The sequence below is a fragment of the Rhizobium sp. S96 genome, assembly GCF_030382195.1.
GTDB lineage: Bacteria > Pseudomonadota > Alphaproteobacteria > Rhizobiales > Rhizobiaceae > Rhizobium.
Window position 1 is genome coordinate 153,591 of sequence record NZ_JAUDRY010000009.1, and the last position, 15,421, is coordinate 169,011.

Annotated in this window: 16 protein-coding genes; 8 read left to right on the forward strand and 8 right to left on the reverse strand. The window is 61.4% G+C overall.

Annotated features, from left to right (window positions below):
- Positions 1–30: 30 nt before the first annotated feature.
- A complete protein-coding gene (gene serB / locus QTL94_RS11720; RefSeq protein ID WP_289801654.1) occupies positions 31–921 on the reverse strand; it encodes a phosphoserine phosphatase SerB in 891 nt (296 codons plus the stop codon).
- Here serB and miaA point away from each other — a divergent pair.
- Positions 920–1,813 (forward strand): tRNA (adenosine(37)-N6)-dimethylallyltransferase MiaA, encoded by an 894-nt coding sequence (miaA, locus tag QTL94_RS11725; RefSeq protein WP_289801655.1) that lies wholly within the window; start codon positions 920–922, stop codon positions 1,811–1,813. The genes serB and miaA overlap by 2 nt on opposite strands.
- 9 nt (positions 1,814–1,822) lie before the next feature.
- Here miaA and QTL94_RS11730 read toward each other — a convergent pair whose 3' ends face one another.
- Positions 1,823–3,919, reverse strand: coding sequence for an ATP-binding protein (locus QTL94_RS11730; RefSeq protein WP_289801656.1), 2,097 nt, complete (start codon positions 3,917–3,919; stop codon positions 1,823–1,825).
- A 345-nt stretch (positions 3,920–4,264) separates the two neighbouring features.
- Between QTL94_RS11730 and QTL94_RS11735 the strand changes: the two genes are divergently transcribed.
- Entirely contained in the window at positions 4,265–6,058 is a 1,794-nt protein-coding gene (locus QTL94_RS11735; RefSeq protein WP_289801657.1) for an acetolactate synthase 3 large subunit, read from the forward strand.
- A gap of 26 nt (positions 6,059–6,084) precedes the next feature.
- A complete protein-coding gene (ilvN, locus tag QTL94_RS11740) occupies positions 6,085–6,657 on the forward strand; it encodes an acetolactate synthase small subunit (RefSeq protein ID WP_065693651.1) in 573 nt (190 codons plus the stop codon).
- A gap of 74 nt (positions 6,658–6,731) precedes the next feature.
- Here ilvN and QTL94_RS11745 read toward each other — a convergent pair whose 3' ends face one another.
- The gene (locus tag QTL94_RS11745; RefSeq protein WP_289801658.1) at positions 6,732–7,709 is read right to left on the reverse strand and encodes a LysR family transcriptional regulator; all 978 of its coding nucleotides are present in this window, start codon (positions 7,707–7,709) and stop codon (positions 6,732–6,734) included.
- An 85-nt stretch (positions 7,710–7,794) separates the two neighbouring features.
- On the opposite strand from QTL94_RS11745, the gene QTL94_RS11750 reads away from it, so the two are divergent.
- Entirely contained in the window at positions 7,795–8,919 is a 1,125-nt protein-coding gene (locus QTL94_RS11750) for an alkene reductase (RefSeq protein WP_289801659.1), read from the forward strand.
- Between the two features lie 66 nt (positions 8,920–8,985).
- On the opposite strand, the gene QTL94_RS11755 is transcribed toward QTL94_RS11750, so the two are convergent.
- Complete coding sequence (locus QTL94_RS11755) at positions 8,986–9,834, reverse strand: aldo/keto reductase (RefSeq protein WP_289801660.1); 849 nt, start codon at positions 9,832–9,834, stop codon at positions 8,986–8,988.
- 157 nt (positions 9,835–9,991) lie between these two features.
- Here QTL94_RS11755 and QTL94_RS11760 point away from each other — a divergent pair, with 157 nt between their 5' ends.
- Positions 9,992–10,585: a LysE family translocator gene (locus QTL94_RS11760; RefSeq protein ID WP_289801661.1), complete on the forward strand. Its 594-nt coding sequence runs from the start codon at positions 9,992–9,994 to the stop codon at positions 10,583–10,585.
- Here the strand turns inward: QTL94_RS11760 and QTL94_RS11765 are convergent.
- On the reverse strand, positions 10,577–11,053 hold the full coding sequence (locus QTL94_RS11765) for a DUF2269 family protein (protein WP_289801662.1): 477 nt from the start codon (positions 11,051–11,053) through the stop codon (positions 10,577–10,579). The two genes, QTL94_RS11760 and QTL94_RS11765, sit on opposite strands and share 9 nt — an antisense overlap.
- Positions 11,053–12,336 carry an SDR family oxidoreductase gene (locus QTL94_RS11770; RefSeq protein WP_289801663.1) on the reverse strand — a complete coding sequence of 428 codons (1,284 nt, stop codon included), beginning with the start codon at positions 12,334–12,336 and terminating at the stop codon, positions 11,053–11,055. The genes QTL94_RS11765 and QTL94_RS11770 overlap by 1 nt, the downstream gene beginning before the upstream one ends.
- A 98-nt stretch (positions 12,337–12,434) precedes the next feature.
- Here QTL94_RS11770 and nthA point away from each other — a divergent pair, with 98 nt between their 5' ends.
- From nthA to QTL94_RS11785, 3 genes are read left to right on the forward strand one after another with little or no spacing between them, the layout of a single operon-like run.
- Positions 12,435–13,088, forward strand: a complete 654-nt coding sequence (gene nthA, locus QTL94_RS11775) for a nitrile hydratase subunit alpha (RefSeq protein ID WP_502944125.1) — start codon at positions 12,435–12,437, stop codon at positions 13,086–13,088.
- Positions 13,085–13,744: a nitrile hydratase subunit beta gene (nthB, locus tag QTL94_RS11780; RefSeq protein ID WP_289801664.1), complete on the forward strand. Its 660-nt coding sequence runs from the start codon at positions 13,085–13,087 to the stop codon at positions 13,742–13,744. The genes nthA and nthB overlap by 4 nt, the downstream gene beginning before the upstream one ends.
- Positions 13,731–14,102 carry a nitrile hydratase accessory protein gene (locus QTL94_RS11785; protein ID WP_289801665.1) on the forward strand — a complete coding sequence of 124 codons (372 nt, stop codon included), beginning with the start codon at positions 13,731–13,733 and terminating at the stop codon, positions 14,100–14,102. Before nthB ends, QTL94_RS11785 begins: the two co-directional genes overlap by 14 nt.
- Positions 14,103–14,105: 3 nt before the next feature.
- Here QTL94_RS11785 and QTL94_RS11790 read toward each other — a convergent pair whose 3' ends face one another.
- Both QTL94_RS11790 and QTL94_RS11795 read right to left on the reverse strand, forming a co-directional pair.
- Positions 14,106–14,888 (reverse strand): anti-sigma factor family protein, encoded by a 783-nt coding sequence (locus QTL94_RS11790; RefSeq protein ID WP_289801666.1) that lies wholly within the window; start codon positions 14,886–14,888, stop codon positions 14,106–14,108.
- A complete protein-coding gene (locus tag QTL94_RS11795; RefSeq protein ID WP_289801667.1) occupies positions 14,885–15,400 on the reverse strand; it encodes an RNA polymerase sigma factor in 516 nt (171 codons plus the stop codon). The genes QTL94_RS11790 and QTL94_RS11795 overlap by 4 nt, the downstream gene beginning before the upstream one ends.
- Positions 15,401–15,421: the final 21 nt, after the last annotated feature.

Here is a 15,421-nt window from a genome sequence, read left to right on the forward strand (position 1 = left end):
TTTCGTTGATGGGGCCTGGGCCCCATCGCTTCAGGCCGTTACGAAGTCAGTCTTTCTGTAGCCTTGGATGTAGAGCAGGGCGGTCAGGTCACCGTGGTTGATCTGCATCTTCGCTTCAGCTGCGACAGAAGGCTTGGCGTGAAGCGCGACGCCCGATCCGGCGAGGTGGAGCATCCCGAGATCGTTGGCCCCGTCGCCCACGGCGATGGCGTCCTCGGGCGTGATGCCGAGCTTCGCGGAGATGTCGTTCAAGGCATCCACCTTCGCCTGCTTGCCGAGAATGGGCTCTGCAACGAAGCCGGTCAGGCGACCGTCGTCTTCAAGCAGGATGTTCGCACGGTTCTCATGGAAGCCGAGCGTCTCACCGATACGGCTGGTGAACACCGTGAAGCCGCCGGAAACCAGGGCAGTGTAGTGGTTCCTGGCCTTCATGGTCGCGATCAGCTCCGGGCCACCCGGCGTCAGCGTAATGCGCTTGGCGATCACCTCGTCCACGACCGAAATCGGCAGGCCCTTGAGCAGCGCCACGCGCTCGCGCAGGGCCGGCTCGAAGGCAATTTCGCCGTTCATGGCGCGCGCGGTGATGGCAGCGATCTTGTCCTTGAGGCCGACTTCGGCGCCGAGTTCGTCGATGCATTCCTGGCCGATCATGGTCGAATCCATGTCGGCGATGAGCAGTTTCTTGCGACGGGTTTCCGCCTGCTGGACAACAAGGTCGATAGCGACCGAGCCGATGATGGCGCGGATGGCAGCTTCCGCCGCCTCGGCATCAGTGTCGTCGCGAAGCGCTATATCGCAGGCAATTCCGTCGGCCAGCCAGTAAAGACCCGAGGCCTTGATGGCTTCGGCCGCCCGTTCGGCGACGTCGGTTGTAAGAACGGGATTTGACGGATTGGCAACAAGCGTGGCAACGAGAGCCATGATGGAAAACCTTCTGAACACAGCGAACGCGATCCTGATAACCGGGCCGACCGCCAGCGGCAAGTCCGCGCTGGCCGTGGAATTGGCGAAACGTCATAACGGCGTGGTGATCAATGCCGACAGCATGCAGGTCTATGACACCCTGAACGTCCTGACCGCGCGTCCGTCGCAGGAGGATATGCAGGGAGTTCCGCACTACCTCTACGGCCATGTGCCGGCGGGTGCCTCCTATTCGACGGGCGCGTGGTTGCGTGATGTGACGGAGCTCCTGCCGCGCCTTCAGAGCGAAGGACGCCTGTCGGTGTTCGTCGGGGGCACGGGATTGTACTTCAAGGCTTTGACCGGTGGGCTCTCCGATATGCCGGCAATCCCCGATGACGTCCGGACGCGTCTGCGCGCCGAATTGCAGGAGGAGGGGCCGGCCGGCCTGCACGCCCGCCTGGCCGAGCGCGACCCGGCAATGGCGGCTGCGCTCAGCTCGCAGGATGGGCAGCGGATTATCCGTGCGCTGGAGGTCCTTGAAACCACCGGGCAATCCATTTCCGCTTTTCAGGGGAAAGCCGGACCGGTGATCGTGGAGCCGGATACGGCGCAGAAAATCGTTGTCCTGCCGGAGCGTGCGGTTCTGCATTCGCGGATCAACGGGCGGTTCGAAAAGATGCTCGAGCAGGGGGCCGAGGACGAAGTCAGGGCGCTTCTCGCCCTTTCCCTGCAGCCTGAATCGCCGGTGATGAAGGCGATTGGCGTTTCGCAAATTGCGGCGATGCTTGATGGCGTCATGACGCGCAAGGACGTGCTCGAGAAGGGCGCCGCTGCCACCCGCCAATATGCCAAGCGGCAGATGACGTGGTTCCGCAACCAGATGGACGTCAGCTGGGTGCGCCGCAGCTAGGCGTTCGCCTCAATCCTTGTCGTAGAGACTGCTGAGTGGCTTCTTCAAGATGCTCTCCCTCAACGAGACGCCCGGTTCCCGGCGAATACTGGCCTGCTGCGTGGGTTGTTCGGCTGGGCGTTGTTGCGTCTGGCGGATATCGGCGCGCATTTCGCGGCGCAGGGCTTCCAGCCGGCTGTCGATCGATGTTTCCGTGGCGCTGCCGAACGCTTCACGTGTCGGGGCCAGCGGAGAGGGCTCACGCGGCGCATAGCCGGTTGGCAGCATGTCCTGACGATAGGGCTCAATCGGTACGAGCGGCGGCGTGTTCAAAACAGGTGTAGCGGTGAACTCGGGGGCGACCGTATCAGTAAACTGTGGCGCGTAGGCATCGTCGTCGTCTGGCTCCATCCCGGCGGTCGCTGCCTTGAAGCTTTGCTGGAAGGCCGAGATATCGGGGCCACTGACGGCGCGCATGCGTGTCACGATCTTGCGCAGGTCGACATTGTCAGGATCTTCGTCCGTGACCTTGGCGCTTACGGCGGCGCCGTTTGCCTTTGGCAGCAGGTTTTCCGAGACGCGGGAGAAGCGCATGCGCATCGGCACGCTGATCGCTTCACCAAAGGCGATGGCTTCGCCATTGCCAATGGAGGAAATGAAGCTCGTCGTCGAGATCGACGAATTCGGAATGGCCGAGCGAATGATTTCCTGGTCACGATCGTTGGCAAGGCGCATGGCGAAGAGCGTCGAGCACTGTGACAGGATGGTCTGATCCAGTTCCCCCGGTCGCTGGGTGATGATGCCCAGGGACACACCGTACTTGCGGCCTTCCTTGGCGATGCGGGCGATTGCCTGCCGCGTCGGGAAGAAGCCGAGGTTCGGGTCGGACGGAATGTAGCGGTGCGCTTCTTCGCAGACGACCAGCATGTGAATGGCGCCATCGCTCCAAAGAGCGATTTCGAAAGCCATGCGGCAGAGCACCGACGCTACCGAGTTCACGACTTCCGACGGGATGCCGGATAGCTGGAAGGTACAGATCGGGCGGTTGTCGCCGGGGACTCGGAAGATCTCGGCGACCGTCTCCATGATCGTGTCACTGATCGTGTTGTTGGAGAACATGAAATGGTAACGAGGATCGTTGATCGCGGCGATGATGCGCATTTTCAACGATCGAAGCGCCGGCTTCTCGCTGCGGCCTTCAAGGCGACCGATTCGCTCGTCGATCAGCGCCAGCAGGTCGGCCATGCGGTATGGAACCGGCGTATCGGCTGTGATCGAGCTTTTCTCGGTGGTGCGACGCACCAGTGAATTGTCGCTGCCGCGGAAGGCACGCTTTGCTTCCGGCAGGATGTCGCGCAGCATGTCGAGCTCTTCCGGCACCGGCGTTCTGCCGCGGAAGACGACTTCGGCGAACTCTTCCAGTCGCATTAGCCAGAAGGGCAGGTCGAGCGTGTCGGTATCGACGACGACCGAGTGCTTCGGGAATGCAGCGGCGAATTCGTTGTGCGGATCGAGAATAAGCACGCGCAGCTTCGGGTCGGCTTCGATCGCCTTGTGAAGCAGCAATGAGACTGCCGTCGATTTGCCGACGCCGGTCGAGCCGACGATGGCGAAGTGCTTGGAGAGCATCGAAGGGACGTGTATCGATGCATCGATGCTTTCGTCCTGCGTGAGCTTGCCGATGACGGCTGTCGTGCCAGTGCCTGCATCATAGATGCGCATCAGGTCGGTCGAGCGAATACGATGGGCAACAGCGCCAAGATAGGGATAGCGCGAAATGCCGGTCGAAAACTCCTCGTGCCCGTCTTCATCCACGCGGACTTCGCCAAGCAACTCGGTTTCGATCTTGAAATAGTTGTCTTCGCCTTCGCCCCACGCGTGGCTGCCGGTATTCATAGAATAGACGAGCGCGACGACGCGGTTGCGTCCGACGCTGATCGAGATCAGCTTTCCGACGGACCAGAGTTCCGTGAGATCCGTGCCACCGGCTTCGGCGATGGCGGCGATGGTTGCCCGAGAACCGCTACACGCAACAACGCGACCGAGGAAACGGTTCCCCGGCACTTGGCTGTCGCGGCGGTCATGCTCGCCTGCTTCACCTGACGTCTGCAAGTCGTTGTTGAGCAAAGGGCTACTCCCTGCGGTAGTAACGGAGGATAAGAGGGAACATTTAACAAAGTCTTTTGTGGCCCTCGGAGCGCCGCCTACCAGTGTCAACGGTGGTGAAAGATGGTCGATTTTTTATTGCGGCAAGCGTTGACGATGCGAAATTTTCTGTCTATCACTTCGGCCCATGAAAATCGCAGTAGCTCTTATCGTGGTGGGAAGGCGCATGGGCAGGATGGTGTAACCATCCGGCGATAGCCACCCATGCGCTAGACGAAGGCTCCCTCAGGGGCCTTTTTTTATGCCCGAAATTCGGGCTTCCCTGCTACAGAACTCAAATCCCAGCAGTCAAAACGGAAAAGAAACATGACGGGCACGGACAACAAGACGGACGAAAATCGGATGACAGGCGCGGAGATCGTTATCCGCGCACTCAAGGACAATGGTGTCGAACACCTGTTCGGCTATCCGGGTGGTGCCGTGCTTCCGATCTATGACGAGATCTTCCAGCAGGACGAGATCAAGCACATCCTCGTTCGCCACGAGCAGGGTGCCGGCCACGCGGCCGAAGGTTATGCCCGCTCCACCGGCAAGGTTGGCGTCATGCTCGTCACATCAGGTCCTGGCGCCACCAATGCCGTCACGCCGCTGCAGGACGCCCTGATGGATTCCGTTCCGCTCGTCTGCCTCTCGGGCCAGGTTCCGACCTCGCTGATCGGCTCCGACGCCTTCCAGGAAGCCGATACGGTTGGTATCACGCGTCCCTGCACCAAACACAACTGGCTGGTCAAGGACGTCAACGATCTGGCGGCGATCATTCACGAAGCCTTCCGCATCGCGCAGTCCGGCCGTCCGGGTCCCGTTCTGGTCGATATTCCGAAGGACGTTCAGTTCGCCACTGGCACCTACACGCCGCCGGCAGCCCATGCGATCCAGAAGAGCTATCAGCCGAAGGTTCAGGGCGATCTCAACCAGATCCATGCGGCGATCGAGCTGATGTCGAAGGCGCGTCGTCCGATCATCTATTCCGGCGGTGGTGTCGTTAACTCTGGTCCTGAGGCTTCGAAGCTGTTGCGGGAGTTGGTCGAGCTCACCGATTTCCCGATCACCTCGACGCTGATGGGTCTCGGTGCCTATCCGGCCTCCGGCAAGAACTGGCTGAAGATGCTCGGCATGCACGGTTCCTACGAGGCGAACATGGCGATGCATGATTGCGACGTCATGGTCTGCATCGGCGCGCGCTTCGACGACCGTATTACCGGCCGCCTCAACGCATTCTCGCCGAACTCGAAGAAGATCCACATCGACATCGACCCGTCTTCGATCAACAAGAACGTTCGCGTCGACGTTCCGATCCGTGGCGACGTCGGCAATGTCCTGGAAGACATGGTCCGCCTGTGGCGCGCCCTGCCGAAGAAGCCGGAGAAAAGCCAGACCGCCGAATGGTGGGCTGACATCACACGCTGGCGTGCGCGCAATTCGTTTGCCTACACGCACAGCAACGACGTCATCATGCCGCAATATGCGCTGGAGCGTCTCTACGCGCTGACCAAGGATCGCGATACCTACATCACGACCGAAGTCGGCCAGCACCAGATGTGGGCGGCACAGTTTTACGGTTTCGAAAAGCCGAACCGCTGGATGACCTCGGGTGGTCTCGGCACGATGGGCTACGGCCTGCCGGCCGCACTCGGCGTGCAGATCGCGCATCCGGAGAGCCTGGTCATCGACATCGCCGGCGATGCCTCGATCCAGATGTGCATCCAGGAAATGTCGGCGGCCATCCAATACGAGGCGCCGATCAAGATCTTCATCATGAACAACCAGTACATGGGCATGGTTCGCCAGTGGCAGCAGCTTCTGCACGGCAACCGCCTGTCGAACTCCTACACGGAAGCGATGCCCGACTTCGTCAAGCTGGCGGAGGCCTACGGCGCCGTTGGCCTGCGCTGCGAAAAGCCCGGCGATCTCGACGCGACCATCCAGGAGATGATCGACGTCAAGAAGCCGGTCATCTTCGATTGCCGCGTCGCCAATCTCGCCAACTGCTTCCCGATGATCCCGTCGGGCAAGGCGCACAACGAGATGCTGCTGCCGGATGAAGCCACGGACGAGGCGGTCGCCAATGCGATCGACGCCAAGGGCCGCGCGCTCGTTTGATAATAAGGTAGAGGAAACCCAAGACTATGAACGCACACCTACAGCCGACGGGCTCTGCCTATTTCATCTCGCCTGAGACGGCGGCGGTCGAAAGCCACACGCTTTCGGTCCTCGTCGACAACGAGCCGGGCGTCCTTGCCCGTGTCATCGGCCTTTTCTCCGGCCGTGGCTACAACATCGAGAGCCTGACCGTCTCGGAGACCGAGCATCAGGCGCATCTGTCGCGCATCACCATCGTGACACGCGGCACGCCCCACGTTCTCGAACAGATCAAGGCACAGCTCGAGCGTATCGTTCCTGTTCATCGGGTGGTCGACCTGACGGTTCGTGCCCGCGAACTCGGCCAGGAGCGCCCGATCGAGCGGGAAGTGGCACTCGTCAAGATCGTCGGCACAGGCGAGACCCGCGCCGAGACCCTGCGGCTTGCCGATGCCTTCCACGCGAAGGTCGTCGACGCGACGGTCGATCACTTCATTCTCGAGATCACCGGCAAGTCTTCGAAGATCGACCAGTTCGTTTCGATCATGAAACCCCTTGGCTTGATCGAAGTCTGCCGCACTGGTATCGCCGCCATGAACCGCGGCCAGCAGGGCATGTAAGCAAACAGATATGCCGGGCACTCTGGTCTCCGGCATATCTTTCGTCCCGACGCCTCCGATGGGGCGGGGCGACTCTACTCGGCGGCGATCATCGTGATGTCGGATCCCGCATTTGCCTGAAGCACCTTGGCGCGAACCGGTTCAAGAGCCGAAAGGACCTGTTGGCGTAGCCACGCGTGGCCGGCGTTGCGGTCGGACGAGGTGTGCCATCCGAGCGAGATGTCATAGGGTGGAATGTCCACGGGCCCCGGGCTGATGGCCAAGCCGAACACCGGTGCCCAGGCTCGAGCGAAGCTCGCCGGTACGGCGGCGATCACGTGCGTATCCCGAACCAGGATCGGCAACGTGAAGAGGTGCGGTGTGGTCACCGCTGCGCGCCGTTTCAATCCACGCTCAGCCAGCACTTCGTCCACGAGCCGGCAGCGACCGTCCTTGCTGACGATCACGGCCTGCGGGGTAGCAAGAAACGTTTCGAGGTCGATCGCGCCGGGACCGCCGGTTGTCTCGGGATTGCTGAGGATGACATAGCGCTCGGCCCAGAGCTTGCGACGTTTATGGAGCTCGTTGCCTGTCTCCACCTTGCCGATCGCGAGATCGATCTCGCCGCTGTCCAGGAGGTCCGCGGGATAATCCTGATCCAGCGACCGTATCACGAAATCCACATGTGGCGCCTGCTCGCGAACGCACGCGAGAAGTGGCGGCATCAGCAGGCTTTCGAGATAGTCGGTCATTCCCAGCGTGAAGGTTCGCTCATCCGTTGCCGGGTCGAATTGCTCTGGTTCGATCAGGCGGGATTGGATCGTGCACAGGATCCCGCTCACGGTTTCCGCGAGTTCCTGCGCCCGTGGCGTCGGTTCGATCCCACGCGCCGAGCGAACAAACAGCTCGTCCGATAGAAGCGCTCGCAAGCGCCCAAGATTGTGGCTCAAGGCGGATTGGGATGTGCCGATGCGCTGTGCCGCTCGCGTGACGTTGCGCTCGCTCATCAGGGCATCAAACGCCACCAGCAGATTGAGATCGAATTTCAAGATATGAGCGTGATCGATCGACATCATGATTTCCATCTGTTGGATTTATGAATGCGCCAGAGATATCTACTCGGTCGATGATAATCAACCGAATTAAGGAATGACGCTCATGAAGTCTCTCTTTGAAGTCCACGACCTTCGTGGCCAGACGCTTCGCAATCGCGTTGTCATGGCTCCGATGACGCGGGCAAGGGCCAAGGACGACATCGCCGACCAGCAGACTGCCGACTATTATCGCCAGCGCGCCGGCGCCGGTCTGATCGTTTCCGAGGGAACGCCGATCTCGCAAGAGGGAACGGGTTTCGCCTTCATCCCCGGCATCTGGTCTGACGATCAGGTTCGCGGCTGGCAGGGCGTGACGAAGGCCGTGCATGAGGAGGGCGGGAAGATCTTTGCGCAGATCTGGCACGTCGGTCGCATGTCGCACACCTCTCTTCAGCCGGGTGGCGGACAGCCGGTCAGCGCCAGCGCGAAGCCCGCTCGTGACGACAAGAGTACGGCCTATGCATTCAACGAGGAGGGCATTGCCGGTTTCGTCGAAGCGAGCGTACCGCGACCGCTCGGAACCGATGAGGTCTCACGGGTCGTGGACGACTTTGCAAATGCTGCGGCCAATGCCGTTGCGGCCGGATTCGACGGCGTCGAAATCCACGGTGCGAACGGCTATCTCCTCGAGCAGTTTCTCAATCCGGAAATCAACGACCGTGCCGACCGATACGGCGCCGGCAATGTCGAGGATCGGACGCGTTTCGCGCTTGAGATTGTCGATGCTGTCGTGGCGCGGATCGGTGCCGAGAAGGTTGGCATCCGGCTTTCACCATTCGGCAAACTGTTCGATATGCCGCATCATCCGTTGATCGAGGAAACCTACCTGCACCTTGCCGCGGCGCTCGCTGAGCGAAACCTAGCCTACGTGCATTTGAAGGACCAGGGTCCTGCGAGTGCTCCGGCTCTTTCGAGAGATTTCCTGCGCAAGTTCCGCCAGAGCTACTCCGGTACGCTTATACTTGCTGGTTCCCTCGACAAGGGTCGCGCCGAGCGGTTTCTGCGGGACGGTTTGATTGATCTTGCCGCTTTCGGTCAACCGTTCATCGCAAATCCCGACCTGGTGGATCGACTGCAGCGGGACTTGCCGTTGGCGACGCCGAACCGCGAGACCTATTATGGCGGCGGTGCCGAGGGATACACTGACTATCCGGTCTATGCTGAGGTGTCGGAGACAAAGGCGGCCTGATGTGGTGCCCCTGACGAATTCTTGACTACTGCCAGCTCATCTTCTGGACACGGAAGCCGCCGGGGATCACAGCATCTCCAGCGGCTTCTTTCGTACCGGAGGCGGAAAGGCGGCGTCGAGCGCTGCCCAATCCTCGTCGGTGATATCGAGTGAGACGGCCTCACGATTCTCCGCGGCGCGGGCGGCATTCGCCGTTTTCGGAATGACGATCACGCCGTCACGTTCCAGCAGGAAGGCAAGCGCCACTTGGGCCGGTGTCGCCTGGTTGGCCTTGGCGATGCGGATCAACTCGGGATTGTGGAGGATGCGGCCCTGCTCGATCGGCGAATAGGCCATGACGGGGATGTTGCGCTTCTGGCACCAGGGCAAAAGGTCGAACTCTATGTCGCGGCGGGCGAGATTGTAGAGCACCTGATCGGCGGCCACGTTTTTTCCGGAGGGGACGGCAAGCAGTTCTTCCATGTCTGATGTATCGAAATTGGAGACGCCCCAGGCGCCGATCTTGCCTGAGGCCTTCAGTTCCTCGAAAGCCTCGACAGTTTCGGCAAGCGGATGATTGCCACGCCAGTGCAGGAGGTAGAGATCGATGCGGTCTGTTCCCAAGCGCGACAGGCTGTTGTCGCAGGCCTCGATCGTGCCTTTGCGGCTGGCATTCCAGGGGTAGACCTTGGTGACGAGGAAGACCTCGTCGCGGCGGCCGCGGATCGCTTCGCCGACGATCTTCTCCGCTCCACCTTCGGCATACATTTCCGCCGTGTCGATCAGCGTCATGCCGAGATCGAGACCCGCGCGCAGGCTTTCGATCTCGCGCTTCGCCTCCGAGGCGTGCTCGCCCATGTTCCAGGTTCCCTGACCGAGAACAGGAATTTCCCTGCCGTTTGGCAGCAGCGTGGTGAGGATAGGATCGTCTTGCATCGCGTGGCCCGTTTTTCGGAACAATATTGGAGTCGCAGCTATCTTTCGACCAAACCTGTCACCGTGACAATGCAAACGTGGCATCTCGAATATAGGTCAAATAGGCTGACCTAAATCAACAAGGCCCGTTGCATGAACTGCGGGTTCGGGAGGCCCCATGCCGCTGGATACCTTTCTGGCCCTCTTTCTGTTTGCCTTTACGACGTCGATCACGCCGGGGCCCAACAACATGATGCTGTTTGCGTCGGGCGTGAATTTCGGTTTTCGCCGGACAATTCCGCATATGCTGGGCATCGGCGCTGGCTTCTTCTCTCTGCTGTTGGGCGTTGGATTGGGGCTTGGCGCGCTCCTGCATACGGTGCCGGTATTGTACACGGTGCTGAAATTCGCCGGCGGGGCCTATCTCGCCTGGGTCGCCTGGAAGATCGCCACATCGCGCTCGCTGAGCGAAGGAAAGAGCGCTGCACAGCCGATGTCCTTCGTGTCTGCTGCCGCGTTCCAGTGGGTCAATCCGAAGGCTTGGGTCATGGCCGTCACGGCGATGGCGACCTATACCATTCCCAATATCTACTTCGCGAGCGTGCTCATGGTGGGCGCTGCCTTCGCGCTGGTCAACGTGCCGAGCGTTTCCACCTGGGCGGGCTTCGGTTCGGCGCTGCGCGAATGGTTGTCAGACCCGGTGCGGCTGAAATGGTTCAACATAACAATGGCGGTGCTTTTGGTGCTGAGCCTCTGGCCGATGCTAAAATAGTGCGATCGATGGCTTGGTCAGCATCAGCCACAGAATGCCGATGACAGCGAAGAAGGCAGGGAAGCCGCAGGCGAACCAGATCCTGTAAAGCCGGAAATAGGCTCTGGGCAGCCGTTCTCCCTCTGACGCGGCATGGCGCGCAAGATCGCGCAGGCGAATTTGAATCCACACCACCGGCAGCCAGAACAGGCCGGTGAAGACATAGAGCAGCGGCGACAGCGAGATCCAGCCTTCCGTCAGCGGCCAGCCGATCAGTCTTGCCAGAAGGTAGCCCGTCACGGGTTGAAAAATCGCTGCCGTCGCGGTGAAGATCGCATCAGCGATCACCACCGTTGCGGCGACATGTGCGATCAGCACGGGATCGTGCGTCCTGTGCGCCATCGTCATGAAAAAGGCGATGCCGGCACCTGTTCCGAAAAGGACGGTCGCGCCGATCACATGCGCCAGCAGGAGCAGTTCTTCCAGCATCACCGTTCATCCAGGATGGCAAGGGTGGTAAGCGTCAGGATGAGTGCCGGTATCACCTTGACCATCGGCCCGAGCGGATCCAGCCACAATGCAGGCTCTAGGACGACAGAGCCCGCAACGTAGGCAAGAGAAGTGGCAAGCATCGCGAGGAGCGCACGCCGCGCAAATGGGCGTACAAGGATCGCGGCCCCCAATGCCACATCGAGAAGGCAGGTCAGGACCGTCAAGGCAGTCGCTGCCACGGCGGGCATGAATGGCAGGAAGTGGGCGCTTGCTTGTTCGAACCTTGCAAGCGTTATCAGCCCAGACAGCAACCAGAAGATCGAAAAGCCGCCGATCATCAACGGCTTTGCCAAGTACAGTCTTGCGAACCACAGATCCTGTACGCCCGCCGGGTTGGCGGCGAGTGTTGCCGCTGCCGTTTTTACGTGGGCATAGGTGCCCGTTGCTGACGATGTTCTCACGCCCTCCGACATGACGGTCATTGCTGTTGAACGCAAAGGCGAGCGCCAGCCGAGGCGGCCGGCAAGGTCAGCCAGCAAGGTGATCGGCCGCGCCGCGGCGGGTGGAATGGAGATGACGGGAGCAGAAGGCAAGCCAAGCCATTGTCGGTGGAGCCCGACGAGCTCGGAGAGCGAGAGTGTCTGGCTGCCAGCCACATCGATATCCGTGCCGACAGGGAGCCTCCCTGCCACTGCGTCGCTGACAGCAGTGGCAACATCGTCGAGGGATACCGTCTCAACCGGATTGCTTGCGTGGACGAGAGGCAGGCAGAAGGGGAATGCGGCGAGCGCTCTCAGCAGCGCAGAACCGCCATGCGCGTTTCGGCCGAGCACAAGGGCGGGACGAATGATGACATAGGGCAGGCCGCTCGCTGCCAGCGCATCGTCAGCCCGGCGCTTGGTGGCGAGAAATGGCAGGTCGCTTGCTGCGCCGCTTGTGCGGGCCGATATCTGCACGATTAGAGGCCGCGTGGACTTCTGGGCGGCTGCGTAGAGCGCCAGCATCGCATCGGTCTGAGTGGCGGCGAGGGGATCGGAAAGGCCATCCTGCAATGCGCCGGCACAACTGATCACGACATCCTGGCTGTCCAGTACCTGTGTCCAATCGGCGGCCGTCGTCATCGTCGACAGATCGGCGGCGATCCACCGTATGGCTGGCTGCCGTATGCGCATGCGGCCGGGCTTGCGCGAAAGACATGTGACGATGTGGCCTTCGGCAGACAGGCGTGCTGCGACGACCGCGCCGATAAAGCCAGTTCCTCCGAGAATCAGTATATGCATGCGCCGAGACTATCCGAAAAGTTGCATGCGCATAGGAGGTCTTGGCAGTGTCTCCGCGTCGGCCTAAGAATGAGGTGCCACTTCGGAGGACTATTCTCGTGCACGATGATGACCACCACCACGATCACGATCATCCCCATGATCATGACTATCACCACGATAATCACTACTCCGACATGCAGGCGCGGGTGAGGGCGCTTGAGACGGTTCTGACCGAGAAGGGCCTGATCGATCCTGCGGCGCTCGATGCGATCGTGGAGACCTACGAGACCAAAGTCGGGCCGCGCAACGGTGCACGTGTCGTCGCCAAGGCCTGGAGCGATCCGGATTTCGCCGATTGGCTGAAGCGTGACGCGACGGCCGCGATTGCTAGCCTCGGCTATACCGGTCGTCAGGGCGAGCATATGCGTGCGGTGTTCAACACCGGCGATACCCACAATCTCGTCGTCTGCACGCTTTGCTCCTGCTACCCGTGGTCCGTGCTCGGGTTGCCGCCGGTCTGGTACAAGGCGCCGGCATACCGGTCGCGCGCTGTGATCGATCCGCGCGGCGTGTTGGCCGAGTTCGGCGTCGTCTTGCCGGAGAGCAAGAAGATCCGCGTATGGGATTCGACGGCCGAATTGCGATATCTCGTCATTCCCGAGCGGCCTGATGGCACCGATGGCTGGAGCGAGGAGCGACTGGCAAACCTCGTCAGTCGCGACGCGATGATTGGCACCGGTGTCGCGGCAGCCGCCGGAGGCCCGGCATGAACGGTCCTCACGATCTAGGCGGGCAGATGGGTTTCGGTCCTGTTGCTCCCGAAAAGGATGAACCTTATTTCCATGCCGAGTGGGAAAAGCGGGCGCTTGGCGTTACGCTGTCCTGCGGCGCGTTTGGCGCGTGGAACATCGATGAAAGCCGCCATGCGCGGGAGAACATTCCGCCTGCGGATTACCTTGCCGCCAGCTACTACGAGGTCTGGATCCGGGCGCTCGAAGTGCTGCTGACGCGCCATGGCTTCGTCGCGGACGGCGAGATCGAAGCCGGCCACAAGCAGAGCGAGGGCGCAAGCCCCAAGCGTGTTCTCAAGGCTGACATGGTCGCGGGCGTGCTTGCGAAAGGCGGTCCCTGCGACCGGCCGGTCGAGACGCTGCCGCGCTTTGCAGCCGGCGACAGAGTTCGGACGAAGAACTTCAATCCAACCGGCCACACGCGACTGCCCCGCTATGCGCGCGCCAAATCCGGGGTCGTGGAGGCCGTCCAGGGCTCCTTCGTCTTTCCCGACGACAATGCACATGGCAGGGGAGAGAACCCTCAATGGGTCTATACCGTCGTCTTCGATGGCGGCGAGATCTGGGGCGAGGGCGCCGATCCGTCGCTCAGCGTTTCGATCGATGCATGGGAGAGCTACCTTGAGCCGGTGTGAGACCTCATCGCCGCTGGCGCAATCGCCGCAACTACCGATCTCGGCAGACGGAGAGCCGGTCTTTCCGGAACCGTGGGCGGCGGAAGCCTTTGCCATGACGGTGCATCTGCACGAGCGTGGCCTGTTCAGCTGGAACGAGTGGGCGGAGAACTTGTCGCGGGAACTGCACAAGCCGGGGCGCGCCGTGGACGGCAGCGACTATTTCGACTGTTGGGTTACGGCCTTGTCTGCGGTTCTGGTCGAGCGCGGCGTTGCCGATGCCGACGCTCTTCTTGCCCTGCAGCGCAGCTGGCAACGCGCGGCGGAGGCGACACCACACGGTCACCCGATAGAGCTTGCCAACGACCCGCTTCGCTAGGGGTCAGGAAGGGAACTGCCGGTAGCATTCCTCCGCCACTTTTCTCAACGTGTCGCGGGATATTTCGCCGGTCACGGCATAGCCTAGTTCGCCATCGATCCAGTAGAACGTCTCGACATTGTCGGCGGAGGCAAAGCGGAAACTCGTCGTGCGGTTGGCAGGGTTGCGACCGACGAGAACGGTCAGTCGTTCGCCAGCCTGATCCTCGTACATGAACATCGCGCCGGGTCTGCCGTCGACCGGCAGCAGACGACCGCCGACAAGATGGAAGCCGATGGTCTGCAGATTCGGCACCTTGAGATTGGGAATGTTCAGACGCTTGCCGAGCCAGGTCGCCAGATGCGCCTCTTCGTTGGCAAAGACTTCCACGGGATGTCTGACTTCGCCGGCATAGACCAGAAAGGCGTTCTGGGCCTCCTGTGGGAACGTCTGAACCTCGGTCAGTTGAAGCTGCGGCTTGTCGAAGATTTGCGGCCCATAGTAGCCGCTCAGCGCGCCGAGCCCGAAAAGGACGACCGCGCAGGCGGCGATGGCCGAGTACCTTGGCCAGACGATAGCGAAACGCCGGCGCGCGACGAGGGCGACATCGCTGTCCTTGCTTGTCTCGAAGCCTGCGAACAGCGTGCGGATTTCGGCGTTCTGAGCCCGCCACGTGGCGACCTTGCTGGCCTCGTCGGGATTGTCGCGCAGCCAGATTTCGACACGTGCGCGTGTGGCCTCGGGCAGTTGGCCGTCGACATAGGCGTGAAGGTCCGCTTCGGTCACGGTGGGGATGGGTTCGTTCATTTCGGTCTCCGAAGCGTAATGATATTGTCCGCGCGCAATTGCTCCGCGATCTTCTGGCGGGCACGCGACAGGCGGGACATGACGGTTCCGATCGGGATGTCGAGCATGTCGGCCACCTGCTGGTAGGTGTAGCCCTCCATGACGACGAGCATGAGCACCGCCCGGTTTTCCTCCGACAGCGCATTCAACGCGCCTTCCAGCCGGGAGCGCTCGAGCGGGTCCGATGGTTGTTCCACAGCTGCCAGGTTCTCCGCCCCGTCCATGTCCACGAATGCGTTGGCGGTGTTCTTGCGACGCCCGTTGCGGTAGAGGTTCGTCATGATCGTCAGGACCCAGCCGCGCAGGTTGAGGCCACGCCACTGGCCGCGCCGGGTCAGGACCTTTTCGACGCAATCCTGCAGCAGGTCTTCGCCGTCGCTATCGGAGCGCGTCAGGCTCCTGGAATAGCGCCTTAGCGATGGGAGGAGGGCCAGGACCTGGCCCTCGAAGGTTTCAGGAGCGGGTGGCTTCATGCGTGTCGCCCCGTCCGCCGC